We start from the raw sequence: 25024 nt of genomic DNA, 5'->3' as shown, positions 1-25024 counted from the left end.
GGAAGGGTCCCGGTCATGGCGAACGAACTCCCACGCCCCACCGCGCAGCCGCTGCCCTCGCGGCTGCCGCTCCTGGAGGACCCGGACCACGCCGGCCTCTTCGTCGTGCGGCGCATTGGCACGCTCACGTTGCTGCTCATTTTGGTGCTCGGCGCGGGGATGGTGCTCGCGGGTTCGCTCGTGCACCTGACCGTGTCCGTTCCGGACGCCGTCCCGCCCCGCACGGAGTCCGTGTCGCTGGGCACCTATGTGTTCCGGCAGCTGAAGCTCTGGAGCCCTTCGCGCCCGGGAGGCACCTCGCCGTGAAGAAGGTGGGCATCATCGACAGCGGCGTGGAGGTGGCCTTCCTGCGCGAGCACGCGATGCACCTCGCGGGAGCGGCCACCTTCTCGCTCGACCTGGACGCGCAGGTGCTGGAGGCGCGCGCCTACGAACGGGAGGAGCTGGAGGCGTGGCGGGACGGCACGGGCACGCTGGACATGGAGGACACGCACGGGCACGGCACGGCCGTCCTGAGCATCCTCTACGACCAGGTCCGTCCCTGGCCGGACGTGGAGGTCTACGTCGCCCGCGTCCTCGACCAGAACATCCGAGGACACTCGCTGTGCCTCGTGGAGGCGATGGGGTGGATGCTCGATGAGGTGGGCGTGGACGTGCTCAACCTGAGCCTGGGCACGACCCACCGCGCGCTGGAGGCATCCATGCGGGAGGTCACGAACCGCGCGGCGGCACGGGGCGCCATCATCGCCTCGTCCGCGGGCGGCATGCCCACCCTGCCCGCGCAGCTGGAGTCCGTGGTGTCCGTGGGCGACCCCGCCCTCATGGAGCGCGTGGGCGCGGACGTGAAGGTGGACCACGTCGTGAAGGAGCGGGAGGTGAAGCTCTACATGGGCGGCCACTGGATGCAGGTGCCCATGACGACCAGCTTCGCCTGCGCGGTGGCGGTGGCCGAGGTGCTGCGCGAGGGGCCTCCGCCTGGATGGCGGCGCAAGCCCGGCTGAGGCAGCTCACTGCGCGGGTGCGCCCTGGGTGGGCGGCGTCACCTCCGTGGCCACATCGCCCAGGTCCAGCACGTCACCGTCCTTCATCTTCAACGGCCGGCGCAGACGCCCCTGCGAAGAGCCGCCCAGGATGAGGAGGACGCGCTCGCCCGCGCGCACCCCGCCGAGCGAGAAGCGGCCCTCCGCGTTGGAGACGTGCTCCAGCAAGGGTTGCTCCCCCTCGATGAAGACGAACGCGCCGGAGACGGGCGCCTTCGTGGCCCCGTCCACCACCCGGCCCCGAACGGTGCCGGAGGCCTCCAGGGGAATGTCCACTTCGAGCACCGCGCCCGTGGTGGGCGAAGCCGTGATCTCACCAATGGAACCGTCCACCGTGCGCGCCGTCAGCTTCACGGGGTCGGGCGGGACGTCGCGCAATTCGAAGCGGTCGCCGGAGAACTCGAAGGGGCCTCCGCCCTTGGAGAGGTAGCCCCTCTGGAGTTGGAGGGAGAGGGTGAAGCCGCGAACGGGCTCGCCCTTGCGCACCACGCGGCCGCGGAGGAAGGCCGCGGGCATCAGCCGAACCACCACCTCCTTTTCGAGCGTGACGGGCACGGGCGCGCTCGAGCGTCCTCCATTGCGCGCGCCCAGCAGCACGCGGTTCGGGATGGAGAAGCCCGGTCGGAAGGAAACGGCGAAGCGCCCCTCCTCATCCGAGGGTGTCATCGACAGGGGGGTGCCATTTCCTTCCGCGGCCGTGAGGGTGATGACGGCATGGGGCGACGGCGAGCCATCCTGCTCCAGGACGACACCCCGGAACGCGCGCTCCTCGGGCGGTTCCTCCCAGATGAACTCGATCTGGGCCGTCCGTCCCGCCTCCACGCGCACCTGCTCTGGCTTGCCCTGAGCGAAACGGCCGCGCGCCGAGAGCGTGACCGTGTAGGCGCCAGCGGGAAGGGTCATCCGGAAGACCCCGTCCGCGCCCACGTCGGCACTGCCGAGGATCATCCCCGTGGCCCCCGGCTGCCTGTCCGCCATGGCCGTCACCTCCAGCTGACCCTCCGAGAGGTCTCCACGGGCCGCGCGCACCCTGCCCTCGAGGGTCCCCGTGCCATCCAGGGTGAAGTCCGCCCGGGCCGTGCGGTTCTCCTCCACGGAGACGGTCTGGCGGATGCCCGCCGTCGTCCCATCCTGGCTCGCGGAGAGGGACAGGATGCCCGTGGCGATTCCCTCGAGCCGGTAGTGGCCGTCCGCGTTCGTGCGGGCCTCGATGGAGCTCAACTCCATTCCGCGGCTCCAGCCGCTGACGCCGGAGATCCGGGCCGCGGCCACCGGCGCTCCGTTCCGGTCTCGCACCTGGCCCTCCACCGCGCCGGTGCCCGAGAGCTGAAGTTCCACGGGAAAGCGTTCGCCCTGCCTGACCGTCAGGCCCCGGCGCATGGCGGGCGAGTAGCCCGAGGCCGTGACCTTCGCGTCGTAGCCGCCGGGGGCAAGCCCCCGCACGAGGAAGTGCCCCTCCGCGTCCGACACGGCGACGCCGGGGTCCGCGTCCCCGCCGGAGCGGCTGACGTCGACGCGCGCTCCCTCCACCGGCTTGCGCGAAAGCGCCTCGACGACGCGGCCCTCCAGCACCGCGCCCGGTCCCAGCTGGATGCGCACGTCGCGCACGGTGCTGCCCGCGGCGCAGAGCACTGGCAGGTCAAGCGCGCCGGACTCCTCGCCGCGCCGCGCGGACAGGAGATGGGAGCCGGGCTCCACCTCCACGGAGAAGCCACCCTGCGCACCCGTCGTCACCACCTGCGAGGCGCTGCCGCCGACCCGCACCTCGGCGTCCGCGGCCGGCAGGCCCTTCGAGTCCACGACGAAGCCCTCGATGACGCTCGCCAGCCGGAGCGCCAGCGTCAGCGGGCCTTCCGTGGGGATGAGCAGACGGCCCAGCACCAGGCGCGCGTAGCCGGGGGCGCGGGCCTCCAGCTTGTAGGTGGCCGGGGTGAGTCCGTCGATGCGGAAGTTCCCCCGCTCGTCGCTCGTGGCATAGACGCGCTCGTCGTCGGGAGCATCCGGGCGCTGCCAGGTCTCCAGGTCATGGGCGTGCGCCGTGAGGACGATCTCCACGAGCGGTAACGGTTCATTCGTTCCGCGCACCACCGTGCGGCCCGCGAGTGATTGCGCGGGCTCCAGGGAGATCCGCAGCGCCGTGCGCGACTCGCCGAGCGGGCGGGACACGTCATGCAGCAGAGGGGTCCGGCCCGGAGCGCGCACCGCCACGAGATAGCGCCCGGGCCCGGAGGCAAGCCGGACGTGGCCTTGCGGATCCGTGACCCCAGAGCCCATCAGCGTCCAGGTGGACGCCCGCGCCCCCCTTGCGTAGAGCCGCACGGTGGTTCCGAGTGAAGGCTTTCCATCGGACAGCACCTCCACGTCCAGGACGCCATCCGCTTCGCTCGGGGACTGCGACTCCTGGAGCCCCTCCACGGGGCCGGAGCGCTCCGGTGTGGGCACGGTGTTCGCGGGGCGCTTCCGCGTCAGCGTGGCTTCCGCATTGCTCTCCTGCGTGACGGGGCCACCGGAGCGCAGGGCCCAGAACAGCACGAGGCCGCACGCGACCAGGACCGCCACTCCACCGATGAGCCACCTGCGCATGCCCGCCGTCCTCGCCCCCGCCTCCATGGGGCACATGGCCACCAGTATCCCCCGAAGCGGCGCGCGCGTCCCCGCACGGTGAAGCCGTCACGGGTGGAGCCGGCCTCCCGCGAGGAAGATGTACAGCACGCTCACGGCGCCCCCCACGAGCAGTCCCACCAGCAGCAGGATGAGCCAGGAGCTGACGGGCGCGGTGGGCCCCGCGATGGTCTGCGTCTTCCAGCGCTCGGTGTCGGCGGCCACGGCTTCCAGTTGCTGCTCCAGCCGCGCGATGTCTCCGTGCCTGGCGTCCAGTTCGGCACGGACCCGCGTGAGCTCGGCGTCGGCTTCAGTGCTGGGATTCTCCATGCGTTCCATGGGCGAAGCTCCTTGGGGCTACGGAACCGGGAAGGTGGGCGGAGGTCCGCTGTCCCACGCTGGCTTGTACGTGGGACTGGAGGCCTCCGGAGGCATCCTGCCGCCTCCCCAGACGACGGCCCACTGGAGCAACACCCCTCCCAGCACTACCCCCACCACGAACGCGACGATTCGATACTCCGAAGCCGGCCGGGGCTCCTTCACGGCCCGCGCCTGCCACTTGCGGGCCTCTCGGGAGCGCGCCTCCAGGGTCTGCTCCAACTCCTGCACCTTGCGCCGCGCGGCCGCCAGCTCCACCTGCGCGCGCTCAAGCTCGCTCCGGACCTCATGACCGGAGCGGCCGACCCCACCCTGGACGCGTTCCACGGACCGCACCTCCCTGTGCAGCGAGCCTACCGCAGGGCCCCGCCGTAGCGGGAATCCCTACCGGGCCACCGGCCGGAACCACGTGGGCTCGGAGCGGACCGTCGTGCCGCCCGTGAACATGCCTCCGGCGAAGAAGGCGTCCTCGAAGAAGTGGTACGGGTGGACGAGCTCCGGGCGGCTGACGGCCTCCAGCTTCGCGGCGAGCGCGTCGGGGATCCGCACGTCGAGCGCACGCAGGTTCGCCTCCAGCTGCTCCATCCGCGTCGCGCCGATGATGGTGAACGCCACGCCGGGCCGGCGCGTCACCCACGCGAGCGCCACCTGCGCGGGCGAGCGGTCCAGCTCCGTCGCCACCTCGCGCAGCACGTCCACGATGGCCCAGTTGCGCTCGGCGAAGAGCTTCTCGAAGCCCGGGTTGCCCCCGCCCTGGATGGATGGCAGCCGTCCCTCGCCCTTCGCATGTGTGCCCTCGCGGGTGTACTTGCCGGACAGGAGTCCCGACGCCAGCGGGCTCCAGGGCGTGATGGACGCGCCCAGCGCCAGCGCCGCGGGGATGTGCTCGCGCTCGATGAGCTGGCGCGGGAGCTGCTCCCCCGCCGCTGAAATGAGCCTGGCCGCTCGACTCCCGCTCGGGCAGGCGGGCATGCTGCGCGTCGCTGAGTCCCCTTCTCGTGGACTGTTATGGCGGAAGTCGGGCCGGTCCCACACCGAAAGGACAGGAACATGGCGCAGCACGGACAGCGTGTCGGTCTCTTCATGGCGCTCACGATGGCGGCGGCCCTGCTGGGCGCTCCCGCCCACGCGGCGAACACGGCGAAGAAGCCCAAGCCCTCCACTTCCGCGAAGGCGGACGCCGGAGTCGAAGACAAGGACGCGGGCACGGCCGCCACGCCGGAGAAGGACACCACCGCGTCCGAGGGCGCCGGCCGCTGCACGGGCAAGGCGAACTTCTGTGGCGTCTTCTCCCAGATGTACTGCAGCAGCCAGCCTGGATGTGCCTACATGTTCGGGTCCAATATGTGCGGCGGCGTGGCCATCGCGTGCGAGAAGGCCACCAACGAAGCGTTCTGCAAGAAGATCAAGGGCTGCTCCTGGAAGTAGCCCTCTCGCACTGCCGGGGGACTCCATGCCGAAGCGCGAATTCGACGAGGGCATCGACACCGCGACCCTCCCCCGCATCTCCATCCTGTTCATCCCCTTCGACGCGGCGAAGAAGTTCTACAAGGCCAACACCGCCAAGGGCGTGAAGGGGCTGAGCGCGACGCTGGATGACACGGGGGCGCGGGTGGACGGGGCGAACCTCGCGAACCCGCTCGTCCCCAGCATGGCCTCCAGCGCGTTCCTGCAGGGGCCGGACATCGCAGCGAAGCTCGCGGACATCGTGGAGCAGGAGTGCGACCTCATCCGCAACATGCACGTCCGCGACGCCGACTATGACGACAACCTCCAGTCATGGTTGGCGAGCAACGGCCCCCAGGCGGCGGACACGTCCCAGTGGAGCGACCGGCGCAAGAGCCGCATCGAGCGGAACCTGCGCGGCTACAAGCACTACCCCGTCTTCATCTTCCTGTCGGAGAACCCCACGGGTTCGCCCTTCCCGGACCGCATCGACGTCCCGGGCCTGGGCATGTCCTACGTGCGCAAGCACCTGATTGACGACGCGACGGTGAAGGGAATCAAGCACGTCAACGAGATTGCCCTCTACCTGCGCGAGGACATCGACGGACAGTTGGACAACGTGAAGGAAGACGGCTTCTACCTGGAGGCCACCACGCTCACGCGGAAGACGGCGTCCATCCAGACGAAGCTGAAGTCCAAGGACGAGTACATCCTCAAGGTGACGCTCGGGAACCGGTATGGCTACTCGGTGACGGTGGCCGGGGTGCACCTGCGCGCGTCGCTGACCGGCTCCAACCCGCATGAGCGGCAGGTGGAGCGCAATGCCTTGCAGGCCTTCTGCAAGACCGAGGGCATCCAGGTGATGGTGGGGGACTTCAACATGGACCTCCAGGAGACGGCCCAGGGCAGCCGGGGCGTCTTCTTCGACGGCCGGCCGGAGACGCAGCCCACGTACATGCTGGCCCACAAGAGCAGCGAGGCCATCCCGCTCTTCCAGCAGCAGTATTCGAACTCCGCCGGCAACGCCCACTACATGGGCTACTACCAGGCGGACACGGAGCACCTGGAGCTGTCCGGTCCCGGCATGTTCGGCCTGATGGGCGCCAGCGGCTCCCGGCACCTGAAGTCCGAGGGCAAGTACTACTCGGACCATCCGTCCATCTACCTGCAGGTGAAGTCCACGCGCCTGACCGACGAGGCGCGGGACAAGATCTTCCGCCGGAAGATCTTCCGCATCGTGAAGCCCAAGCAGTAGGGCTCCGTTCGCGTCAGTACACGTAGGGCGTTTTGCGCGCCCACTCCGTCTTGCCGTATTGCTTGTGGAGGTACGCGAAGGCCTTCTTCGCCTCCGGGGTGTTCTGGCCGCAGCCCCGCTTGCTGGAGCGGACCGCGCGGAACAGCGCGATGGGCGAGCGCGGATCCTCCGGGTGCGCCTTCGCCCAATCCAGCGCCACGCCGGAGAAGAAGGCCACGGAGGAGCCCGCCTCGTTGAGGGCCTTCCACTCCGCGGCGGCGTCCGTCCGCTCCTCTTGGCTCGCGAACGGGAGCGGCGTCTTCAGCGGATCCTCCAGGTTCTTCGGCCCCGGCACGCACCAGCCGTTGCGGTACCAGCTCAGGTCCTCGGTGAGGTCCAGCTTCGGGGAGGCGTTGGCCAGCCGGTCCCTGGCGGGCTCCAACCTCGCGGAGACGACCGGCAGTCCCATGATCAACAGCCGCGCGTCGAACTGGCGCTCCTCCGCCGTGGGCCGCGCCACGATGGCCAGCAGCTCCGCGCGGGCCTTGGGCTCCGTCTCAGCGAGCGTGGTCGCCTGGGCCTTGAGCATGGCGTCATCCCCCACCACCGCGGCGCGGGCGAACACGGCCCACGACAGCTGCCGGCGCAGCTCGGGGGTCAACGACGGAAGCGCGGCCCACTCGCGCAACCGGCGCGTGGGGACGTGGGACTCCAGGAAGGTGGCCCGCGCGGCGCTGAGTCCCATGGGTGCGCTGCCGTCCTGCTGGGGGGCCAGGACGGACTCCTCCACCAGGAACTGGGCCGCGTTGCGCAGGGCCTCGTCCCAGCCGTTCGCCAGGTGCAGCCGCTCCTCTCGCAAGGCGTTGTCCGTGGAGAGCTGGTCGCGCACCTGCTCCGGGGGAATGGCGTCCAACCGCGCCCGGGCCTCCGCCAGCTGTCCCCGCTCCCGCAGCAGCTGCACGGAGCGCCACGCGAGCGTCATGCCCGCGGGAGACTCCACCGGCACCTTCCCCGCGTCCGCGAGCAGCGTGGACACCTCCGGCGAGTCCGCGCGGGCCGACAGCAGCGCGAGCACGAGCCAGGGCTGATTCCCGGACTTCTTCCAACGGGCCACGGCGGTGCCGTAAGCCTTCGCGGGCCACGGCGCCTCCGGAGCACCGGGCTCCTCGGTGATGGGGGTGGACATGAACCGGAGCCACTCGAAGAGCTCCGCCGCGCGAGGCTTCAGCCCTGGGCAGGTGACGGCGTTGCCCTCCGCGTCGGCCCCTAGAGAAAGGCCGGCCAGCTCCGACTCCAGTCCAGAGCCCGTCCCCTTCTCCAGCACCCGCGAGAACAGCTCGCACCGCCAGGTGGCCGGCGACAGGCGCAACCGCACGAGGGACAGCAGGCGCCGCGCGGGCCCGTGCACCTCGCGCAGCTTCGGATCCGCGAGCACCTTCTGGATGGCCTCCTCCGCCTTGGTGAAGCGCGCGAGCGATGCCTCGTCCACCTTGCGCACCTCGTAGTAGTCGTCCGGCTGTAGGAACAGCGCCTCGCGAACGCGGGTGCGGGCCACGAGGTACGCGGCGAGGACCCGGTAGGGCGAGTCCGCGGTGCTGGCGATGTTCTGGAAGGCCTCCGCCGCCGCGTCGAACTTCCCGCAGTACAGGTGCATGGCCGCGGCCTGGTAGTCGCGCTCGGCCTGTCTGCGCGTCTTCTCCCGGGGCGTCAGCGACTCCTCGATGCCCGGCGCCGGGTCGGCCAGGGTGCAACCCTTGCTGAAGACGTTGTCCTGGTTGCCCACCCACTCCTTCAGCAGGGCCGGACGCTGCTTCCATTCCTTCGCGAGCGCGCGGGCCGTGACCGCGGCGTGCAGGAAGGCATCACCGTGGATATAGGCGTCGTTGGAGGCGTACACCAACTGGTTGGCGTCCACCTGCGGCAGGTCCTTGGCGGGCACGACCTCCTGCCGGACGGCGGTCCATTGATCACGGGCCCAGCTCGGGTCGGGCCCATAGCGGCCCTCCGCGTCCGTCCAACCCACCACCAGGTGCTTCTGCTCATCCGCCGTGGTGGGGATGCCCATCATCGAGCGAAAGGCGAAGGCGAGGTACGGCGGGTCGAACGTACGGCGGAGGATGCCCAGGCGTCCGGCGGCGTAGTTGCTGAAGGGCCGGTCAGGATTGTCCACGACGGAGAAGCGGGGCGCGGGCCCGAAGTCGGGTCCGCAGGCATCGGCGATGACGGGAGGAAGCAGCACCGCGAGGCCCACGAGCCCCAGGACTGTTCTTGCGTTCTTCATGGTCGGGTCTCCGCCACGGCGCGAGCGAACGCATCGGGCGTCCACGGCCGGGGGTTGAAGAGATAGAGGGTCGAAACGCCGGGAGGCACGGGCTGCCACTCGTCCATGGCCAGCCCCATGCTTCCCGAGCACGGAAGAGGCAGGCCGCGCGCGAAACGAGCACGCCAGACCGGCCCGTCCGGGCCCATGCGGAAGAGCTGCGGCACCACTTCGTCCACGGGCGCGCGGGCAATCCAGCTGCCAGACACACACCACGACGCGAGCCCCGTGATGGACAGCGGCATCCCCGGAGGCAGGCGCGCGCGCAGCCGCTGGAGCAGGTCGACGTAGGCGTCGTATTCCGAAGCGCGGGCATCGAAGTCGAGTTGCAGCGCCGTCACGTCAGGGCGGCGTCGCGCGAGCGCATCCAGGCTCCCGGCCAGCGACTCCAGGCGCTCCGGACCGAAGCGCGCGAGCGAGCTCCCCGGAAGCATCTGCAACCGCACGGTGGCCTTCAACGCGGTACCAAGAGGAACCCGGAGCGGCTGCCTGCGAGGCACCAGGTGCTCGTCCTCTTCGGTGAGATCAATCGTCGCGAGCAGGAAGGCGACATCCACCGCGCGGCCTTCCAGGAAGCCCAGGTCCTCCGGCCGCTCCCACGCCCAGAGGACGAGCCGAGGCGGCGACGACACTGGCGGCGGCGTGGCCACGGAAAGCGGCAGGCACAGCAGCGTGAGGACAGCAGTGGCCCGCAGGCCGCGCCGTGGGCCGGGTGCCGCGTGCGAATGAGACTGTTCGGGGAGCATCGCGGCCAGGAAGCCACGGCCGGGCACCCTGCCCGGCCGGCACTGCGACACATAGCAACCCACGCGCCACCCGGTCATCCACGCGCGCTTGCGCCTACGGCTCAGGTCGTCCCGGTCGTGGCGCGAACTCCGACGCAGCGGGTGCCGCGCCCACCGCCCGCCTCACTTCCCCGCCTTGACCCCCAGCATCCGCAGCGCCAGCTCCGCGTGCAGGTCCGCCAGCGTGTCCACGTCGAGCGCGGGCGTGGGTTCGAACCAGTAGGGCAGCCGCAACCCCATGGCGGAGATGGCCGCGGCGACGACGCCCGCGTTCGGCACGGAGAACACGCCCTGCGCGCGCCCCCGCTCGATGACCGCCATCAGCAGCGCGGACGACTGCTCCCGCAGCGCCAGGGACGGCGCCGCCAGCTCCGGCGGCAGCGCATGGATTTCGTCGTTCACCACCACGGCCAGCTGCGGATGGGTCGCGTGCAGCTGCGTGTGCGCCCGGACCAGGGCCCGGAGCTGCTCCACCGGCTTCGCCCCCGCGCCGAGCAGCGCCGTGCGCAAGCCCTCGTGGTGCGCCTCGTGCCCCAGCCGCACCAGCTCCGCGAGCACGTGCTCCTTGGAGGGGAAGTGCGCGTAGAGCGCGCTGGGCCGCAGCTCCAGCTCCTTGGCCAGGTCCCGGATGGACGCGTCATGGAAGCCCCGGCTCGCGAAGAGCTGGAGCGCCGTCTCCAGGATGCGGCGACGCGTGCCGTCAGCCAGCGCCGAGGCCGGAAGCACCGCCTTGCGCGCACGAAGACGGGACGGGGAGGAAGACGCCATGGGGGCCACCTTGAAAAACGAACGGTCGTTCAGCTACGGTTCCACCGACCCTGGAAGCGTAGTCCAACCCCTCTCTGAACGGTCGTTCACCCGACGATGCCCACGTTCTCCCTTCCCGACGGCGTCACCCTGCACCTCCAGGAGTCCGGCGAGGGAGCGCCCATCCTGCTCCTCCACGGGCTGGGTTCGTCCGGCAGCGACTGGGAAGCGGTGGCGCCCCGGCTGTCCGCGCATCACCGCGTGCTGGTGCCGGACGCCCGAGGCCACGGTCAGAGCGACAAGCCGGCGGGCGCGTATGGCGTGGCCCTCTTCGCGCGGGACATCGCCGCGCTGTGTGACGGGCTGGGGCTGAAGCAGGTGCACGTCGTCGGCCTGTCCATGGGCGGGATGATGGGCTTCCAGCTGGCGGTGGACCGGCCGGACCTGGTGCGCAGCCTGACCGTGGTCAACAGCGGGCCGGACATGGTCGCGCGCACGTTCCGCCGGAAGATGGAGTTCGCGGCGCGACTGCTGGTGTTGCGCCTGCTGGGTCCCCGCGGGCTGGCGAAGCGCGTGGCCCCCAGGCTGTTCCCAAAGCCGGAGCAGGAGGCCCTGCGCCAACGGGCCATCGAATCCCTGGGCGCCAACGCGCCGGACGTGTACCTGCGCGCGACGAAGGGGCTCGTCGGGTGGAGCGTCCAGGACCGGCTGAAGGACATCGCCTGTCCCGTGCTCGTGCTGCACTCCGAACGGGACTACACGCCGCTGTCCACGAAGCAGGCCTACGTGGGCCAGCTCAAGGACGCGTGGCTCCAAGTGCTGACGGATTCCGGGCATGCCGCGCCCGTGGATCAACCCGGACAGGTCGCTGACGCGGTGGAGCGGTTCCTCCGGGAAGTCGAGTCACCCGGGCGCATGACGCGTCCTGGCTGAAGCAGGAGGCAGACACATGTCGGTGACTCGGAAGGTCCAGGCCATGTCTCGCATGGCGGTGGCGGTGTGCGCGCTGTTCGCCGTGTTGGGAACCACCCAGGCCCGCGCGGGAGAGTGGGTCCACGGCGTCTATTCGAACGTCTGGGGCACCCGGAGCTACCAGCTCTGGGTCCCCACCGGCTACCAGCCCGGTGAGCCGCTCCCGCTCGTCGTGGGGCTGCATGGCTGTCTTCAGAACCCGGACCAGTTCGCGGGCCTGTCGCGGCTGAACGCGAAGGCGGACGCGGAGAAGTTCCTGGTGCTCTATCCCAACCAGGCGATGTTCGCGAACGGCACCCAATGCTGGAACTTCATGTTCTCCTCCAACCAGGAGCGAGGCATTGGCGAGCCGTCGATCATCGTCGGCATGGTGGACCAGGTGAAGAGCCACTACGCGGTGGACTCGCGCCGCGTCTACCTGGGCGGCGTCTCCGCGGGCGCGGTGATGACCAGCATCCTGATGGCCTGCTACTCGGATGTGTTCACCGCGGGCATGGTGGGCGCGGGCGCCATGTACAAGGCGGCCACCACGGCGTCCGGCAGCCTCTATGCCATGACGTTCGGCAGCATCTATTCGCCGGATGACCGGGGCTATGACGCGTGGGCGTGCTCGGGCAAGCCGCGCCGGAAGGTGCCGGTGCTCGTGGTGCACGGCACGTCCGACGACGTCGTCAATTCCGTCAACGGCCAGCAGACCGCACGCCAGTTCGTCCAGACGAACGACTACGGCGACGACGGCTCCAACAACAACAGCGTGTCCAACACCCCGGCCCGGACGACGTCCGCTGTTTCACCGGGAGGCCGCAAGTACACCGTGAGGGATTACGTCTCCAACGGCGTGCTCCTGGTGCAGCACATCGAAATCCAGGGCATGGGTCACGCATGGCCCGGCGGTGACGGCGCCTTCCCGTTCGCGGACCCGGCGGGTCCCGACGGAACCACCATCATGTGGGACTTCTTCAAACAGCACTCCCGCTGAAGGGGCGCGGTCCGTCCGGCGGCTCCCGGACTACCCGGGAAGACGTGGACAGCCCATCAGCCGACATGTTGAGCTTGGGTCAAAGGCATCCATCGCCCGTACGCCCGAGACGCCGGCCCCATGTCCTTCTTCGAAGTGCTTTCACCGGTTCCACAGAAGATGGACATGGGGGGCGACCTCCCCCTGCGCTTCCGCACGCGTCCGCTGCTCGGCCAGGTCGTGTGGCCGCTGCTCGGGCTGGTGCTGCTGGTCGTGCTCCCCGTCGCCTACGCACTGGACCAGGGCCTGTCCCTGGCCCTGCTGCGCGAGCAATGGATGCTGCCGCTGGTGGGCGTCCTGGGCCTGTTCGTGACCGGGACGCTCATCGTGCGGTGCGTGACGACCCGCTTGGAGGTGTTGGTGACGGCCTCGGAGGTGTCGCTGCGCGGTGGAGGGGCCCTGAGCGCCTTCACATGGAACGAGCCCCTGGATCACTACGCGGGCCTCGACTGCGAGCGGCGCCACCACCCGGACTGGATTGGCGCGCAGGACGAGTACGGCATCGCGCTGACGCACCGGAAGGACCCCGAGCGGAACGTCGTCGTGCACTGGGGCCGCGATGCCCGGCGCTTCGAGGACCGGCTCGCGCGCTACGCCCAGCTCCTCCGGCTCCCCGTCCGCCGGGAGCAGCGCGCGCCCATCGCGCAGCCGCGCGTCGCCCGGAGGTAACCGCTCCCACTCCGCCTCCTCTCCCGCCACGGGCGTCCCTTGACGCGTCGGATATTCCCGACGTATCAATCCGGGCCATGTCCGAACCGGATGTCTTTTCGGCGCTCTCCAATCCGGTGCGCCGGGAAATCCTGCTGCAGCTGCGCAAGGGGCCTCGCGCGGTGAACGACCTGGCGAGCGGCTTCAACCTGGGCCGGCCCGCCGTCTCCGAACATCTCCAGGTCCTGCGCAAGGCGCGTCTCGTCCGCGAGGAGCCGCGCGGCCGTGAGCGCTACTACCACCTGGATCCGCGTCCGCTGTCGGAGGTGGACGACTGGCTCAAGGCCTTCACGCACTACTGGAAGCAGCGGCTCGCCGCGCTCGAGGACGTGCTCGACGAGGAGTCACGCAAATGAATCCCCCCGCCGTCATCCAACTGGACCACGTGTATGCCCATCCGCCCTCCGCCGTGTGGAAGGCTTTGACGGACCCGGCGCTCCACGCGAAGTGGTGGGCCGCGGGCGACGTGCGCCCCGTCGTGGGCCACCGCTTCACGCTCGACATGGGCGCCTGGGGTCAGCAGCCCTGCGAGGTGCTCGCGGTGGAGCCGGAGCGGCTGCTCCAGTACCGCTTCGCCACGGGGACGCTCGACACGACCCTCACCTGGCGGCTCGCGCCGGAGGGAACGGGGACGCGGCTCACGCTCGTCCACGAAGGCTTCAACCTGGACTCGCCCATGGGCCGCCGGGCCTTCGAAGGGATGAAGCCGGGCTGGCCGGGGGTGCTCGCACGGCTGGGCACCGCGCTCGGCGCCTGAGTGCCCGCCCCCTGAGACGAGGCGTGGACGCACGGGGGGAACGCGGATACAAGGCCGCCGAATGGAGGCCGTACCCGTGAAGAAGCCCACCCTCGTCACCGAAATCTCGAAGGAGTTCACCTTCGAGGCCGCGCACCGCCTGCCCAACGTTCCGGAAGGGCATAAGTGCTCGCGGGTGCACGGCCACAGCTACCGCATCGAAATCACCCTCCGCGGCCCCGTGCATCCGCAGTTCGGGTGGATCGTGGACTTCGCGGAGCTGAACGCCGCCTGGCAGCCGCTCCACGCCCAGCTGGACCACCGGCTGCTCAATGACGTCCCCGGCCTGGAGAACCCTACGAGCGAGCTGCTGGCCGCGTGGCTCTTCGAGCGCGTGAACGTGCCCGGCACCACCGTCGCGCGCATCCGCGTGGCGGAGACCTGCACGTCCTCGTGCACCGTCTACGCCGCGGAAGGCTGAAAGCCGGCTTCAGCGCTCTATCTGGCCCAGGTTGGCGTGGATGACCGCGCCATTCAGGACCGGGGTGGTGGCGCAGAGGTAGAGCACGCCGGCGATCTCCTCCGGCGTGATGAGCCGCCCGAACGTCGTCATCCCCGCCACGCTCGCCCGGACCGCGGGGTCCGTTCCCATGTGCTCGCGGAGCATCTCCGTGTCCGTGAAGCCGGGGCAGACGCAGGCGGTGTGGACCTGGGTCCCCGCCAGGTCCTGGCAGGTGGCCCGCATCATCCCGATGAGCGCATGCTTGGTCGTCACGTAGGACGCCACGCCCTTCACGGCCTTCTCCCCCAGCGTGGATGACACGTAGAGCAGGGACGAGCCGTCCGTGAGCAGCGGCCGCGCCAGGCGGTTGAGCACCAGAGGGGCCACCACGTTGACCTCCAGCACGCGGCGCAGGTGGTCCGCGTCCATGGTCAGCGCGTCGTCGTGCTCGTAGAGGGCGGCGTTGTGGATGACGGACAAGCGCCCCTGCCCGGCGCCGTCGCGCAGCGCCGCTTCGACCGCGGGCTCCCAGCCCGGTACGGCCAGGTCCACCGGCACGTTGACGACGCCCAGCACGGTGCAGGGGCTTCGCGACACGTTGATGACGCGCCAGCCCTCCTTGCGAAACCGCTCCGCCGCCGCACGGCCAATGCCCCGGCTGGCGCCGGTGATGAGGACCTGATCAGACATCGCGTTTCCACTCCCAGGAGGCCCACTGGCCAGGGCCCGAAGCGCACTTCACCACCAGCCCGGTGATGTGGTCGCGAGCCATGCCGCTGCCGTCGCCCACCAGTTCCTCGCCGAAGACGCGCGCCAGCTCCTCCAGCGACACGTTGGCCACCGGGAGCACCGTGACGTCGCGCGCGAGGAAGCGCAGCTCCTCGCCGTTGAAGTGCGCCACGTGGTTGCCCTTTTCGTCCCGCTCCAGCCGCAGGTGCTTGGAGCGGCTGGGGAGGAAGAACGTCTCGTTCCAGGACTTGCAGCGGTTGATGATGGCCTGCTTGAGCGGGCCGTAGTCCGACAGCAGGCCATCGTCGGCCACCTCCCCCGTCAGCGCGACGTAGACGGAGAAGTTGTGCCCATGCAGGTTCTCGCGGTGCGTGGCGGAGAAGATGGTGAAGTGCCCCGCAGAGAACTTCATCTCTTCCTTGTGCAGTTCGAGGGTCGTGGTGCGCGGAGCCATGGGATGGCCCAGGGCATACCACCCAGGGCCAAGGCCGGACTAGAAGAGGAAGTCCGTGGTGAGGAAATCCGACTCTCTGCGCGTCAGGATGGATTGGACGAGCGCGGTGTTGTCCGGCGTCGTCTTTGTCGCCACCAGCGTGCGGATGGAGAACACCCGCAGCGCGTCCGCCACGGACAGCGTCCCTTCCGCGGAGTCCTTGCGGCCGTTGAACGGGAACGTGTCCGGCCCGCGCTGGCACTGGCAGTTGAGGTTGATGCGGCCCACCTGGTTGGAGAACGCGTCGATGAACCGCCCGACGCGCGCGGAGTCCTTCCCGAACAGGCTCAGCTGCTGACCGAACTGCGACTCCACCACCAGCCGCACGGCCTCCGCGTCCTCGTCGAAGACCATCACCGGCACCACCGGACCGAACTGCTCCTCCGTGGCGAGCCGCATGTCGCGCGTGACCGGGTACACCACCGTGGGTGAATAGAACGACCGGGCCCCCTGCCCGCCCGTCTGGTTGACCACGCGCGCGCCCTTCGACACCGCGTCGTCCACCAGCCCCTGGAGGTATGTCGCCTTGCCCGGCTCCGGCAGCGGCGAGACGGCGACGCCCGGGTCCCAGGGCATGCCGGGCTTGAGCTTGTCCACGGCGGCGGTGAACTTCGCGAGGAACGCGTCCACGATGTTCCGGTGCACCACCAGCAGCTTGAGCGCCGTGCACCGCTGGCCATTGAAGGACAGCGTGCCGGTGATGCACTCCTTCACCGCGTTATCCAGGTCCGCGTCCTCCAGGATGGTGGCCGGGTTCTTCGCGTCCAGGCCCAGCACGGACTTGAGGCGGTGCGGCCGGGGGTGCATGCGCTTCAGTTCGCTGGCGCCCTTGTTGGTGCCAATGAAGGCGAACAGGTCCACCTGCCCGCTCTCCATCAGCGCGCCCACGGTCTCCCGGCCCCGGCCATAAATGATGTTGATGACGCCGGGCGGGAAGCAGTCCCGGAACGCCTCCAAGAGGGGCCGCACCAGCAGCACGCCGAACTTCGCCGGCTTGAACACCACGGTGTTGCCCATCAGGAGCGCAGGGAAGAGCGTGCTGAAGGTCTCGTTGAGGGGGTAGTTGTACGGCCCCATGCACAGGGCCACGCCCATGGGCGCGCGGCGGATCTGCGCCATGATGCCCTGGTCCTGGACGAAGCGGGACGAGGTGCGATCCAACTCCTTCAGCGCGCGGATGGTCTCCACGATGAGATCCACCGTGCGGTCGAACTCCTTCTCCGAGTCCGGCTGCGTCTTGCCAATCTCCCACATCAGCAGGTTCACCACGGCGGTGCGCTGGGCGCGCATGGCGGTGAGGAAGCGCTCCACGTGCTCGATGCGCTCGGCGACCTTGAGGGAGGGCCAGACGCCCCGGCCGGAGTCGTAGGCCTTCACCGCCGCCGCCAGCGCGTCCAGGGACTCACGCGAGGTGAGCAGCGGGGTCGCGCCAATGACCTTCTGCTTCAGCCCGTCCGGGGTCCGGACGAACACGGGGCTCGCCACCGGGTTGAGCTCACCGGCCCAGGTGCGCAGCTCGCCTCCCACCAGGTACTCGCGCTGCTCCAGATAGGCAGGCAGCCGCACGCCGGGGGGAATCTGCTCTTCGGTGGGAAAGAGGGTGTCGAGTGCCGTCATGGACGGCCTTTCTAATCAGACACCGCGCCCCCGGCACGGTTTCCCTTCATGATGAAACCATGATGAGGAGACGAGCCCCCCATGCGGTTCGATGCGGGGCGCATCTGGATGATGGCTCCACCCTGATGCGCGAGAGGTGGTCCATGCTGAAGTCCCTCCTGAGAAGTGCCCTGCCCCTGCTCTTGATGATGCTCCCCGTGGCCACGCGGGCCCAGCTGGATGCGGGCGCCCCCGCTACGAGCACCATCATCGGCACGGTGCTTGACGACACCACCAAGAAGCCCGTGATGGACGTGGTGGTCTCCGCGACCTCACCGAGCCTGCAGCGTGAGCAGGTGGTCGTCACGGACGCCCAGGGGAACTACCGCATCCCCCGGCTCCCCGCGGGTACGTACACCCTGAGGTTCGAAAAAGAGTCGTTCAAGCCTTTCGCCCGCCCTGAAATCCAGCTGAAGCCCAACCGCACCATCCGACTGAACGTGGAGCTGCTCCCGGAGAGCTGGTCGTCGACGGAAACCATCGTCGGCGCGCCCCCGACCATCGTCGGCGCGCCCCCGACCATCGACGTGGGATCCACGAACCAGGGCGTGTACGTGGACCCGGAGTTCATCAAGCGCATCGCGGTGGTGCGCCCGGTGGGCAAGGGCGGCGCGACGCGCAGCTTCGAATCCCTGGCGGAGCCCAAGCCTGGCAATGGCTACGTGGTGGACGGTCTGAGCACGAACACCCCGTCGGGCGACGGCGACCCAAACAGCACCAACGACCGCGCGCGTGCCCCGTCCTGGGCCCTGCCACACATGCACATCGTCGTCCCGGACGGCACTCCGCAGACGGTGTACCGCGCGCCCCAGGCCTCGGCGGACCCGACGCCGCAGCCCGCGCCGGAGCGCACCGAGGCCCCGCAGGGTCAGCGCTTCTTCGACATGTACTTCAAGGGCTACGGCGTGAACCCCACCGTGGACACCGAGGAGGAGCGCTTCTCCACCTTCTCCGTGGATACGGACACGGCGTCGTACACACTGACGCGCGCCTACCTGGAGCGCGGCGCGCTTCCCGACGAGCAGGCCGTGCGCGTGGAGGAGTTCGTCAACACCTTCGACTACGACTATGCCAACGCTGCGGACGCGCCCTTCAGCGTGAACGTGGAGGGCTTCCCCTCCCCCGCGCGCAAGGGCTACCAGGTGGTGCACATCGGAGTGAAGGCGCGCGACGTGAGCAACGCGCAGCGCAAGCCGTCACACCTGGTCTTCGTCATCGACGTGTCCGGCTCCATGGCCATGGAGAACCGGCTGGGCCTGGTGAAGCGCTCGCTGCGCCTCTTGGTGGACGCGCTGGATGAGCGGGATCAGGTGTCCATCGTCGTCTACGGCGACACCGCCCATCAGGTGCTCGCCCCTACCAATGCCACGCAGAAGGCGCTCATCCTGAGCGCCATCGACAATGTCCAGTCGGAGGGGTCCACCAACGCTCAGGCGGGCATGGAGCTGGGCTACACGCTGGCCGCGAGCCACATGCTCAAGGGCGGCATCAACCGCGTCATCCTCTGCTCGGACGGCGTGGCGAACAACGGCGTCACCGAGGCGGATGGCATCTGGGCGCTCGTGAAGGAGAAGGCGGCGGCGGGCATCACCCTGTCCACCGTGGGCTTCGGCATGGGCAACTACAACGACGTGCTGATGGAGCGGCTGGCCCAGGTGGGTGAGGGCAACTACTCCTACGTGGACAAGCTGGAGGAGGCCCGCCGCATCTTCGTGCAGAACCTCACCGGCACGCTCCAGGTGGTGGCCAAGGACGTGAAGCTCCAGGTGGAGTTCGACCGCAAGACGGTGTCCCGCTACCGCCTCATCGGCTACGAGAACCGGCTGCTCACCAAGCAGCAGTTCAACGACGACCGCGTGGACGCGGGCGAGGTGGGCGCGGGCCACGCCGTCACCGCTCTCTATGAAGTGAAGCTGCGCGACCCGTCGCAGACGAACTTCGGCACGCTGCGCATCCGCTACAAGGCCCCGGAGGGCGGCAGCTCGCGCCTCATCGAGAAGGCCATGCCCATGACGCTCCTGCGCCCCGCCTATGAGAAGGCCGCGTCCCCCACCCGCCTGTCCTACGTGGCCGCCGCCTTCGCGGAGAAGCTGCGCGGCTCCTACTGGGCGCGCCCGCTCACCTACGACGCGCTGGTGTCACTGTGGGAGGAATTGGGCACGCCGCTGAAGTCCCGCACTGACGTGGTGGAGCTGGGCAACCTCATCCGGCTGGCGAAGAAGCTGGACCGCCGCGAGGACCGCTTCGAGTCCTTCGCGCCGGTGCGCACCATGGACGCCGACCGCGTCCCCACCATCAAGTAGGGACTGTCCGGATGCCGCGCAGGCTGCTGCCCACCCTCGTCGCACTCGTGCTCGGCCTCGCCGGGCTCGCGGTCGGCCTGGGCTATCTCCACCGCATCTTCGCCGCCGAACGCGAGGATGCTCGGGCCTCGCTCCGTTCCCGGCGCGAGGCCCTGGAGCAGTACGCCCGCGCGTCGTTGGGGCAGGCGCTGCGAGAGGGACTGGATGCCTCGCGTTCCACGCTCGCCGCGGCGAAGGAGGATCCGCTCGTGGCCACGCCGGGGCTGTACCTGCGGGAACAGGGGGAGCAGGTGCTGCCGCGGCTGGCTCTCTTCGATACGGCGGGGGACTCACCCGCGAAGGACCGCTACGCGCGGCTGCGCGCCGGCACGGAGGTCGCGGACGAGGACGAGGGGCCCTGGAAGGAACGGCTGGAGCGGATGGCGCTGGTGGAGCAGTCGCTGAAGGCGAAGGACCGGCGGGCCACGCTGCTGTCGCTGATGGCGCTGCTCCAGCACCGCGCCCGCTTCGTGCTCGCGTCCACGAGGGACCTGCCCTCGATGCTGGTGGTGCTGGAGGACGTGGCGGCGCGGGGCGACGTGGTGCCGGACCTGATGCGGGCCCTGGTGCGCGACGGGCTCGTGGATGGACAGGGCGGTGGGCGGCTGGAGGGGTTGCAGCGGCTGCTGTTGCTCAAGCGCTCGCGCTTCACGCCGGAGGACTTCGACTTCCTGCGTGGGAAGGTGGTGGCGCTCTCCATGCGCGTGGGCGTGCCGGTGACGGACTTCGAAGCGAGGACGCGCGAGATGGCGTCGACGCCGCTTCCCCTGCCGGAGGAAGTGCGGGAGCCGGTGCTGGCGCGGTCCGGCTGGTACCTGGAACCGCTCCAGGGGGCCGACGTACGCGGGCTGGCGCTGGACCTGTCAGGGCTCCTGGCGGGGCTCACCCGCGAGATGCGGGAGCGCGGCCTGCTGAAGGCGGACGGACACGTGGCCCTGCCGGGGGATGCGCCAGTACTGACGCTGGCGTCGCTGCCGGTGGCGGTGGAGTCGTCCGAGTGGACACGGGGCGAAGAGGCGCTGGAGAGCCGCTACCGGATCAAGACGCTGATGCTGGTCCTGTGCGCGGCGCTGGCGCTCACCATCGCGGTGCTGGCCTTCGTGGCGCAGCAGCGCAAGTACCGCTTCCTGGAGCTGAAGAGCGACTTCGTGGCCACGGTGTCGCACGAACTGCGCACGCCGCTGGCCTCCATCCGCCTGCTCGCGGAGACGCTGGAGTGGCGGGTGGCGGAGGGCGCGGACGCGAAGGACTACCCCGCGCGCATCATCCGCGAGGCGGACGGGCTGGGCTTCCTGGTGGAGAACCTCCTGTCCTTCAATCGCATCGACAAGGGGCGCTGGGTGCCGAAGCTCGCGCCGGTGCGGTTGGACGAGCTGGTCTCCAACCTGCGCCGGGACCTGGAGTCCGGCGCGCCGATGCCGGTGGAGCTGACCGCGGACGTGGACGCGCGTGAACTGAACGCGGACGCGCAGTTGCTGCGGCTGCTGCTTGCGAACCTGGCGCGCAACGCATGCGCGTACAACACGCGAAGCCCCGTGTGCCTGCATGTCCAGACGCTGTCCGGAGGTCGCGTGCACTTCACGGACAACGGCACCGGCATCCCGACGTCCGAGTGGGAGCACGTCTTCGGCGAGTTCTACCGGCTGTCCGGCCGCGACGGCCGCGAGGTCCCCGGCAGCGGGTTGGGGCTCGCGCTGTGCCGGAAGATTGCCCGGCTGCACGGAGGCACGCTGCGCGTGGCGGCCTCCAGCACCGAAGGCACCACCTTCGAACTGACGCTTCCCGAGTACCGGAGCAACGCATGACCACCGCCGCCCCCACCGTCCTCGTCGTGGAGGACGACCCGAACCTACGGCTCGCGCTGCGCGACAACCTGGAGCACCAGGGAGGCTACGCCGTGGAGGAGGCCTCCACGGTGAAGGAGGCGCGCGAGCACCTGTCCCGCCGCGACTTCCAGCTCATCCTCCTGGACGTGATGCTGCCGGATGGAGACGGCTACTCGCTCTGCCGCGCGCTGCGAGAAGAAGGCCTGAGCGTACCGGTGCTGATGCTCACCGCGCGCACGCTGGAGGAGGACGTGGTGCGCGGCTTCGAGTCCGGCGCACAGGACTACCTGGGCAAGCCCTACCGGCTGCGCGAATTGCTCGCACGTGTGGGCGCCCACCTGAAGCGCGGTGGCGGTGTCGCCCCGGCGAAGGTCCTGCGCTTCGCGGGCTACAGCGTGGACCTGGACCGGCGGCGCGTGGATTCCCCCGAAGGCGCGGAGGTGGAACTGACGCGCAAGGAGTTCGACCTGCTGGCCTTCTTCCTGAAGGAGCGCGAGCGGGCGCTCAAGCGCGACGAAATCCTGGACGCGGTCTGGGGCACGGACGTGGTGGTGGATCCACACACCGTGGACAACTTCGTCTCCAGCCTGAAGCGCAAGCTCAAGTGGACCAGCGCCTCACGCTTCTCCATCCAGACCGTGCGCGGCGTGGGCTACCGGATGGAAATCGAGCGAGGCTCCTGACCGCTTGTCAGCCCCGGGACCGCGGGAAAGACTGGCCGCATGGCCTCTGCTCGCCGCGTCCTCGTCCCGCTGCCCGATCATGATTTCGACGTCACCGAGGTGGCCGTCCCCTGGCGCCTGCTCACCGACGCGGGCCACGAAGTGGTGTTCGCCACGGAGAAGGGCCACATGCCCGCCGCGGATCCGCTGCTGCTCACCGGCGTGCTCTTCGGACAGCTGGGCGCGGATCCGGAGCCCAAGCGCTTCTATGGCGACCTCACGCTCACGCAGGCCTTCCAGAAGCCTCTGACCTGGGACGCGGTGACGCCGTCGGATTTCGACGCGCTCCTGCTGCCTGGAGGCCATGCGCCGGGCATGCGGCAGTACCTGGGCAGCGGCGCGCTCCAGGCGAAGGTGGCGGCGTTCTGGGCGCTCCAGCGGCCCGTGGCGGCCATCTGCCACGGCGTGCTGGTGCTGGCGCGCACGAAGGACCCCGCCACCGGCAAGAGCGTGCTCCACGGCACGCGCACCACGTGCCTGCCGAAGTACATGGAGCGCTCCGCGTACCTGCTGACCGCGTGGAAGCTGGGGCGCTACTACCGCACCTATCCCGCGTACGTGGAGGAGGAGGTCGTCGCCGCGCTCGCGGACCCGAGCCACTTCGAGCGAGGCCCCCGCGTCCTGTCCAAGCGCGGCACCGCGACGGACCACGCGCCCGCCTTCGTGGTGGAGGACGGGCGCTACGTGTCCGCGCGCTGGCCGGGGGACGCGTACCTCTTCACGGAGCGCTTCCTGAAGCGCCTTTCGGATTCCCCGGATTGACTGGATATCTAGCCTGATGGCATGAAGCCAGGAGACTTTGTTCTTTCAGAAAACAAAGTCTACCTGGGATGTACAAATACACCTCCCAGGAGTTCCTCCATCTGCTGGCGGTACCCATGGGAGACGTCATGAGCCACAAGGGAATGATCCGCGGTCTGTCTTTGCTGGGAGTCGTGGGCGCGCTGGCGGGCTGTTCGGGCCCGGAGGCCGGAGACACCGCGCAAGAAGCCGTGGGCCAGGTGGAGAGCGCCGCCGTGGTGTCGACCATCACGGAGGGCGACTACGTCATCCGCTCGGTGCGGACGAACAAGTGCATCGACGTGGCGTCGTCCAGCACGGCGGACGGCGCGAAGGTGCAGCAGTGGGACTGCAACGGCACCAACGCGCAGAAGTTCCACATCTCGCCCACGTCGGGCGGGTTCTGGAAGATCATCAACGTCAACAGCGGCAAGGCCCTGGACATCGTGGGGGTGAGCACCGCGGAGAACGCGGTCCTCCACCAGTGGACCTACGTCGACGGCGCCAACCAGCAGTTCCAGTTCATCAACCGGGGCGGCGTGCAGTTCAGCTTCCACCCGCGCCACACCGGCATGGCCATGGACCTGTCGTATGGCCTGCCTGACAACGGCACCCTCATCGTCCAGTACCCGTTCTACGCGGACCGCGACAACCAGCGCTGGACGTTCGACAAGGTCTCCGGCGGCGGTGGGGGCGGCGGCTCGGGCTTCGGGGGCATCCTCACCCGCGACATGTTCAACACCATGTTCCCCGGCCGCAACGGCTTCTACACGTACGACGCGCTCATCGCCGCCGCGAATGGCTTCCCGGGCCTGGCGACGACGGGTGACACCGACACGCGCAAGCGCGAGGTGGCCGCCTTCCTGGCCAACGTGTCACACGAGACGGGCGGGCTCGTGTACATCGAGGAGATCAACAAGGGCGACTACTGCGACACGTCGTGGGGCCCTCCGGGGTGCAGCTGCGCCCCGGGCAAGCGGTACTTCGGACGCGGACCCATGCAGCTGTCGTGGAACGGCAACTACTGCGCGGCGGGCAACGCGCTGGGCCTGCCGCTCCAGGCGAACCCGGACCTGCTGGCCCAGGACGCGAACGCCGCGTGGCGCACGGGCTTCTGGTTCTGGACCACGCAGAACGGCGCGGGCTCCATGACGGCCCACAACGCCATCGTCAACGGCGCGGGCTTCGGTGAGACCATCCGCACCATCAACGGGTCGGTGGAGTGCTACGGCCGCAACCCCGGCCAGGTGAAGAGCCGCGTGGACACGTACAAGCACTTCTGCAGCCTGCTGGGCGTGAGCCCCGGCAACAATCTGGAGTGCTAGGCCCGGTGCGGGTGGCGCTCAGCGCCTCTGGCGAGCGCCACCTGCATCCGTCAGACACGCCCCTAGCGGGCGGGCGCCTGGTTGCGCCAGATGAGCAACACCTGGTTGATGGTGTTCACCCACCGCCGCGCGGCGTCCGCGTCCTCGTAGATGCCGTCCTTCATCAGCTTGAAGACGAAGTCGTTGCCATCCTGGAGGAGCAGCCGGATGCCGTCGCCCTTCCAGAAGCTCTCACGCACCTCCGCGCGGGCAATGTCCTTCAAGTAGAAGTTGAAGAGCAGCGTGCCGTTGGCGTCCTCGGCGAAGACGCGCTTGCTGGTCATCGTCGCCAGGTAGGTGCCGAAGAACGTGTCATCGGGCCTCCGCGTCGCCACCAGGGACTGCAGCTGGATGTCTTCCTTCGGGGCCAGCAGGACCTTCGTCTTCATGACTCCCCCTCCTCGGACCTGCCGCCCTGGAACAGCGGGCCTTCCTTGTAGAGCTCTGTGTATCCACACGTGTCACAGACCGCGGCGAACAATGAAAGGACCTGCGGCGTCGCGAAGCTGTCGTCCGGCTGCAAGGTGTAGCGGCTGGGGGGGACGGTCAGCAGGGTGTTCGGGCAGTTGATGCAGAGGAGGGTCTTCGACTCCTTCTGCACAGGGTGTGCGCGCAGGGGCATGGA

The 25024-nt window shown here is 69.4% G+C and carries 27 protein-coding genes; 15 read left to right on the top strand and 12 right to left on the bottom strand.

Annotation, left to right across the window (positions count from 1 at the left end):
* Positions 1-15: 15 nt before the first annotated feature.
* Positions 16-306: a hypothetical protein gene (locus tag D7Y15_RS09815; RefSeq protein ID WP_121752383.1), complete on the top strand. Its 291-nt coding sequence runs from the start codon at positions 16-18 to the stop codon at positions 304-306.
* Positions 303-1001, top strand: a complete 699-nt coding sequence (locus D7Y15_RS09810; RefSeq protein ID WP_121752382.1) for a S8/S53 family peptidase — start codon at positions 303-305, stop codon at positions 999-1001. The genes D7Y15_RS09815 and D7Y15_RS09810 overlap by 4 nt, the downstream gene beginning before the upstream one ends.
* 6 nt (positions 1002-1007) lie before the next feature.
* Here D7Y15_RS09810 and D7Y15_RS09805 read toward each other — a convergent pair whose 3' ends face one another.
* The 4 genes from D7Y15_RS09805 to D7Y15_RS09790 all read right to left on the bottom strand — a co-directional run bounded on the left by D7Y15_RS09805 (position 1008) and on the right by D7Y15_RS09790 (position 4991).
* The gene (locus D7Y15_RS09805) at positions 1008-3623 is read right to left on the bottom strand and encodes a carboxypeptidase regulatory-like domain-containing protein (protein ID WP_158629028.1); all 2616 of its coding nucleotides are present in this window, start codon (positions 3621-3623) and stop codon (positions 1008-1010) included.
* An 87-nt stretch (positions 3624-3710) separates the two neighbouring features.
* A complete protein-coding gene (locus D7Y15_RS09800; protein ID WP_120576772.1) occupies positions 3711-3980 on the bottom strand; it encodes a hypothetical protein in 270 nt (89 codons plus the stop codon).
* Between the two features lie 18 nt (positions 3981-3998).
* Positions 3999-4346, bottom strand: a complete 348-nt coding sequence (locus tag D7Y15_RS09795; RefSeq protein ID WP_120576771.1) for a hypothetical protein — start codon at positions 4344-4346, stop codon at positions 3999-4001.
* Between the two features lie 57 nt (positions 4347-4403).
* Complete coding sequence (locus tag D7Y15_RS09790; protein ID WP_233604874.1) at positions 4404-4991, bottom strand: aldo/keto reductase; 588 nt, start codon at positions 4989-4991, stop codon at positions 4404-4406.
* A gap of 78 nt (positions 4992-5069) precedes the next feature.
* On the opposite strand from D7Y15_RS09790, the gene D7Y15_RS09785 reads away from it, so the two are divergent.
* Both D7Y15_RS09785 and D7Y15_RS09780 read left to right on the top strand, forming a co-directional pair.
* On the top strand, positions 5070-5447 hold the full coding sequence (locus D7Y15_RS09785) for a hypothetical protein (RefSeq protein ID WP_120576770.1): 378 nt from the start codon (positions 5070-5072) through the stop codon (positions 5445-5447).
* Between the two features lie 25 nt (positions 5448-5472).
* A complete protein-coding gene (locus tag D7Y15_RS09780) occupies positions 5473-6720 on the top strand; it encodes a hypothetical protein (protein WP_121752379.1) in 1248 nt (415 codons plus the stop codon).
* Between the two features lie 13 nt (positions 6721-6733).
* On the opposite strand, the gene D7Y15_RS09775 is transcribed toward D7Y15_RS09780, so the two are convergent.
* The 3 genes from D7Y15_RS09775 to D7Y15_RS09765 form a co-directional block, all read right to left on the bottom strand.
* Positions 6734-8980, bottom strand: coding sequence for a hypothetical protein (locus D7Y15_RS09775; protein ID WP_121752378.1), 2247 nt, complete (start codon positions 8978-8980; stop codon positions 6734-6736).
* Positions 8977-9843: a DUF3142 domain-containing protein gene (locus D7Y15_RS09770; protein WP_233604873.1), complete on the bottom strand. Its 867-nt coding sequence runs from the start codon at positions 9841-9843 to the stop codon at positions 8977-8979. The genes D7Y15_RS09775 and D7Y15_RS09770 overlap by 4 nt, the downstream gene beginning before the upstream one ends.
* A gap of 84 nt (positions 9844-9927) precedes the next feature.
* Entirely contained in the window at positions 9928-10572 is a 645-nt protein-coding gene (locus D7Y15_RS09765; RefSeq protein ID WP_121752377.1) for a TetR/AcrR family transcriptional regulator, read from the bottom strand.
* Between the two features lie 96 nt (positions 10573-10668).
* On the opposite strand from D7Y15_RS09765, the gene D7Y15_RS09760 reads away from it, so the two are divergent.
* From D7Y15_RS09760 to queD, 6 genes are all read left to right on the top strand, one after another.
* Positions 10669-11484: an alpha/beta fold hydrolase gene (locus D7Y15_RS09760; RefSeq protein WP_121752376.1), complete on the top strand. Its 816-nt coding sequence runs from the start codon at positions 10669-10671 to the stop codon at positions 11482-11484.
* Positions 11485-11500: 16 nt separating this feature from the next.
* Positions 11501-12502, top strand: coding sequence for a PHB depolymerase family esterase (locus D7Y15_RS09755; RefSeq protein ID WP_121752375.1), 1002 nt, complete (start codon positions 11501-11503; stop codon positions 12500-12502).
* A 165-nt stretch (positions 12503-12667) separates the two neighbouring features.
* Positions 12668-13210 (top strand): hypothetical protein, encoded by a 543-nt coding sequence (locus D7Y15_RS09750; protein WP_148712732.1) that lies wholly within the window; start codon positions 12668-12670, stop codon positions 13208-13210.
* A 77-nt stretch (positions 13211-13287) separates the two neighbouring features.
* Positions 13288-13605 (top strand): helix-turn-helix transcriptional regulator, encoded by a 318-nt coding sequence (locus D7Y15_RS09745; RefSeq protein ID WP_120566657.1) that lies wholly within the window; start codon positions 13288-13290, stop codon positions 13603-13605.
* Positions 13602-14006, top strand: a complete 405-nt coding sequence (locus D7Y15_RS09740; RefSeq protein WP_120576763.1) for an SRPBCC domain-containing protein — start codon at positions 13602-13604, stop codon at positions 14004-14006. The genes D7Y15_RS09745 and D7Y15_RS09740 overlap by 4 nt, the downstream gene beginning before the upstream one ends.
* A 61-nt stretch (positions 14007-14067) precedes the next feature.
* Complete coding sequence (gene queD, locus D7Y15_RS09735; protein ID WP_120576762.1) at positions 14068-14466, top strand: 6-carboxytetrahydropterin synthase QueD; 399 nt, start codon at positions 14068-14070, stop codon at positions 14464-14466.
* 9 nt (positions 14467-14475) lie between these two features.
* On the opposite strand, the gene D7Y15_RS09730 is transcribed toward queD, so the two are convergent.
* Genes D7Y15_RS09730 through D7Y15_RS09720 form a run of 3 tightly spaced genes read right to left on the bottom strand, consistent with a single transcriptional unit; the run spans position 14476 to position 17326 of the window.
* A complete protein-coding gene (locus tag D7Y15_RS09730; RefSeq protein ID WP_121752373.1) occupies positions 14476-15177 on the bottom strand; it encodes an SDR family NAD(P)-dependent oxidoreductase in 702 nt (233 codons plus the stop codon).
* Complete coding sequence (locus tag D7Y15_RS09725) at positions 15170-15670, bottom strand: 6-carboxytetrahydropterin synthase (RefSeq protein ID WP_120576760.1); 501 nt, start codon at positions 15668-15670, stop codon at positions 15170-15172. Before D7Y15_RS09725 ends, D7Y15_RS09730 begins: the two co-directional genes overlap by 8 nt.
* A 39-nt stretch (positions 15671-15709) precedes the next feature.
* Positions 15710-17326, bottom strand: a complete 1617-nt coding sequence (locus D7Y15_RS09720; RefSeq protein WP_121752372.1) for an NADP-dependent glyceraldehyde-3-phosphate dehydrogenase — start codon at positions 17324-17326, stop codon at positions 15710-15712.
* A 185-nt stretch (positions 17327-17511) separates the two neighbouring features.
* Between D7Y15_RS09720 and D7Y15_RS09715 the strand changes: the two genes are divergently transcribed.
* The 5 genes from D7Y15_RS09715 (at position 17512) to D7Y15_RS09695 (ending at position 24360) form a co-directional block, all read left to right on the top strand.
* A complete protein-coding gene (locus D7Y15_RS09715; RefSeq protein ID WP_233604875.1) occupies positions 17512-19668 on the top strand; it encodes a von Willebrand factor type A domain-containing protein in 2157 nt (718 codons plus the stop codon).
* Positions 19669-19679: 11 nt separating this feature from the next.
* Positions 19680-21512 (top strand): HAMP domain-containing sensor histidine kinase, encoded by a 1833-nt coding sequence (locus D7Y15_RS09710; protein ID WP_121752371.1) that lies wholly within the window; start codon positions 19680-19682, stop codon positions 21510-21512.
* Positions 21509-22216: a response regulator transcription factor gene (locus D7Y15_RS09705; RefSeq protein ID WP_121752370.1), complete on the top strand. Its 708-nt coding sequence runs from the start codon at positions 21509-21511 to the stop codon at positions 22214-22216. Before D7Y15_RS09710 ends, D7Y15_RS09705 begins: the two co-directional genes overlap by 4 nt.
* A 39-nt stretch (positions 22217-22255) precedes the next feature.
* Positions 22256-23017, top strand: a complete 762-nt coding sequence (locus D7Y15_RS09700; RefSeq protein ID WP_121752369.1) for a type 1 glutamine amidotransferase domain-containing protein — start codon at positions 22256-22258, stop codon at positions 23015-23017.
* A 128-nt stretch (positions 23018-23145) separates the two neighbouring features.
* Positions 23146-24360, top strand: coding sequence for a glycoside hydrolase family 19 protein (locus D7Y15_RS09695; RefSeq protein WP_121752393.1), 1215 nt, complete (start codon positions 23146-23148; stop codon positions 24358-24360).
* Positions 24361-24422: 62 nt separating this feature from the next.
* On the opposite strand, the gene D7Y15_RS09690 is transcribed toward D7Y15_RS09695, so the two are convergent.
* Together D7Y15_RS09690 and D7Y15_RS09685 are read right to left on the bottom strand one after the other, a co-directional pair.
* Positions 24423-24788 carry a hypothetical protein gene (locus D7Y15_RS09690; protein WP_120566647.1) on the bottom strand — a complete coding sequence of 122 codons (366 nt, stop codon included), beginning with the start codon at positions 24786-24788 and terminating at the stop codon, positions 24423-24425.
* Complete coding sequence (locus D7Y15_RS09685; protein WP_121778537.1) at positions 24785-25021, bottom strand: hypothetical protein; 237 nt, start codon at positions 25019-25021, stop codon at positions 24785-24787. Before D7Y15_RS09685 ends, D7Y15_RS09690 begins: the two co-directional genes overlap by 4 nt.
* Positions 25022-25024: the final 3 nt, after the last annotated feature.

This window comes from Corallococcus sp. AB030 (genome assembly GCF_003668965.1).
GTDB lineage: Bacteria > Myxococcota > Myxococcia > Myxococcales > Myxococcaceae > Corallococcus > Corallococcus exiguus.
This window is presented reverse-complemented; position numbering and strand designations above follow the sequence as displayed.

Bases quoted from the DNA above. Each gene is read 5' to 3' on its own strand.
- D7Y15_RS09725 (WP_120576760.1), bottom strand. From the start codon at position 15,670: ATGGCTCCGCGCACCACGACCCTCGAACTGCACAAGGAAGAGATGAAG.
- D7Y15_RS09815 (WP_121752383.1), top strand. From the start codon at position 16: ATGGCGAACGAACTCCCACGCCCCACCGCGCAGCCGCTGCCCTCGCGG.
- D7Y15_RS09700 (WP_121752369.1), top strand. From the start codon at position 22,256: ATGGCCTCTGCTCGCCGCGTCCTCGTCCCGCTGCCCGATCATGATTTC.
- D7Y15_RS09710 (WP_121752371.1), top strand. From the start codon at position 19,680: ATGCCGCGCAGGCTGCTGCCCACCCTCGTCGCACTCGTGCTCGGCCTC.
- D7Y15_RS09695 (WP_121752393.1), top strand. From the start codon at position 23,146: ATGAGCCACAAGGGAATGATCCGCGGTCTGTCTTTGCTGGGAGTCGTG.
- D7Y15_RS09685 (WP_121778537.1), bottom strand. From the start codon at position 25,021: ATGCCCCTGCGCGCACACCCTGTGCAGAAGGAGTCGAAGACCCTCCTC.
- D7Y15_RS09715 (WP_233604875.1), top strand. From the start codon at position 17,512: ATGATGCTCCCCGTGGCCACGCGGGCCCAGCTGGATGCGGGCGCCCCC.
- D7Y15_RS09720 (WP_121752372.1), bottom strand. From the start codon at position 17,326: ATGACGGCACTCGACACCCTCTTTCCCACCGAAGAGCAGATTCCCCCC.
- D7Y15_RS09755 (WP_121752375.1), top strand. From the start codon at position 11,501: ATGTCGGTGACTCGGAAGGTCCAGGCCATGTCTCGCATGGCGGTGGCG.
- D7Y15_RS09775 (WP_121752378.1), bottom strand. From the start codon at position 8,980: ATGAAGAACGCAAGAACAGTCCTGGGGCTCGTGGGCCTCGCGGTGCTG.
- D7Y15_RS09780 (WP_121752379.1), top strand. From the start codon at position 5,473: ATGCCGAAGCGCGAATTCGACGAGGGCATCGACACCGCGACCCTCCCC.
- D7Y15_RS09785 (WP_120576770.1), top strand. From the start codon at position 5,070: ATGGCGCAGCACGGACAGCGTGTCGGTCTCTTCATGGCGCTCACGATG.
- D7Y15_RS09765 (WP_121752377.1), bottom strand. From the start codon at position 10,572: ATGGCGTCTTCCTCCCCGTCCCGTCTTCGTGCGCGCAAGGCGGTGCTT.
- queD (WP_120576762.1), top strand. From the start codon at position 14,068: ATGGAGGCCGTACCCGTGAAGAAGCCCACCCTCGTCACCGAAATCTCG.
- D7Y15_RS09790 (WP_233604874.1), bottom strand. From the start codon at position 4,991: ATGCCCGCCTGCCCGAGCGGGAGTCGAGCGGCCAGGCTCATTTCAGCG.
- D7Y15_RS09805 (WP_158629028.1), bottom strand. From the start codon at position 3,623: ATGCGCAGGTGGCTCATCGGTGGAGTGGCGGTCCTGGTCGCGTGCGGC.
- D7Y15_RS09800 (WP_120576772.1), bottom strand. From the start codon at position 3,980: ATGGAACGCATGGAGAATCCCAGCACTGAAGCCGACGCCGAGCTCACG.
- D7Y15_RS09690 (WP_120566647.1), bottom strand. From the start codon at position 24,788: ATGAAGACGAAGGTCCTGCTGGCCCCGAAGGAAGACATCCAGCTGCAG.
- D7Y15_RS09750 (WP_148712732.1), top strand. From the start codon at position 12,668: ATGGGGGGCGACCTCCCCCTGCGCTTCCGCACGCGTCCGCTGCTCGGC.
- D7Y15_RS09705 (WP_121752370.1), top strand. From the start codon at position 21,509: ATGACCACCGCCGCCCCCACCGTCCTCGTCGTGGAGGACGACCCGAAC.
- D7Y15_RS09740 (WP_120576763.1), top strand. From the start codon at position 13,602: ATGAATCCCCCCGCCGTCATCCAACTGGACCACGTGTATGCCCATCCG.
- D7Y15_RS09745 (WP_120566657.1), top strand. From the start codon at position 13,288: ATGTCCGAACCGGATGTCTTTTCGGCGCTCTCCAATCCGGTGCGCCGG.
- D7Y15_RS09760 (WP_121752376.1), top strand. From the start codon at position 10,669: ATGCCCACGTTCTCCCTTCCCGACGGCGTCACCCTGCACCTCCAGGAG.
- D7Y15_RS09770 (WP_233604873.1), bottom strand. From the start codon at position 9,843: ATGACCGGGTGGCGCGTGGGTTGCTATGTGTCGCAGTGCCGGCCGGGC.
- D7Y15_RS09730 (WP_121752373.1), bottom strand. From the start codon at position 15,177: ATGTCTGATCAGGTCCTCATCACCGGCGCCAGCCGGGGCATTGGCCGT.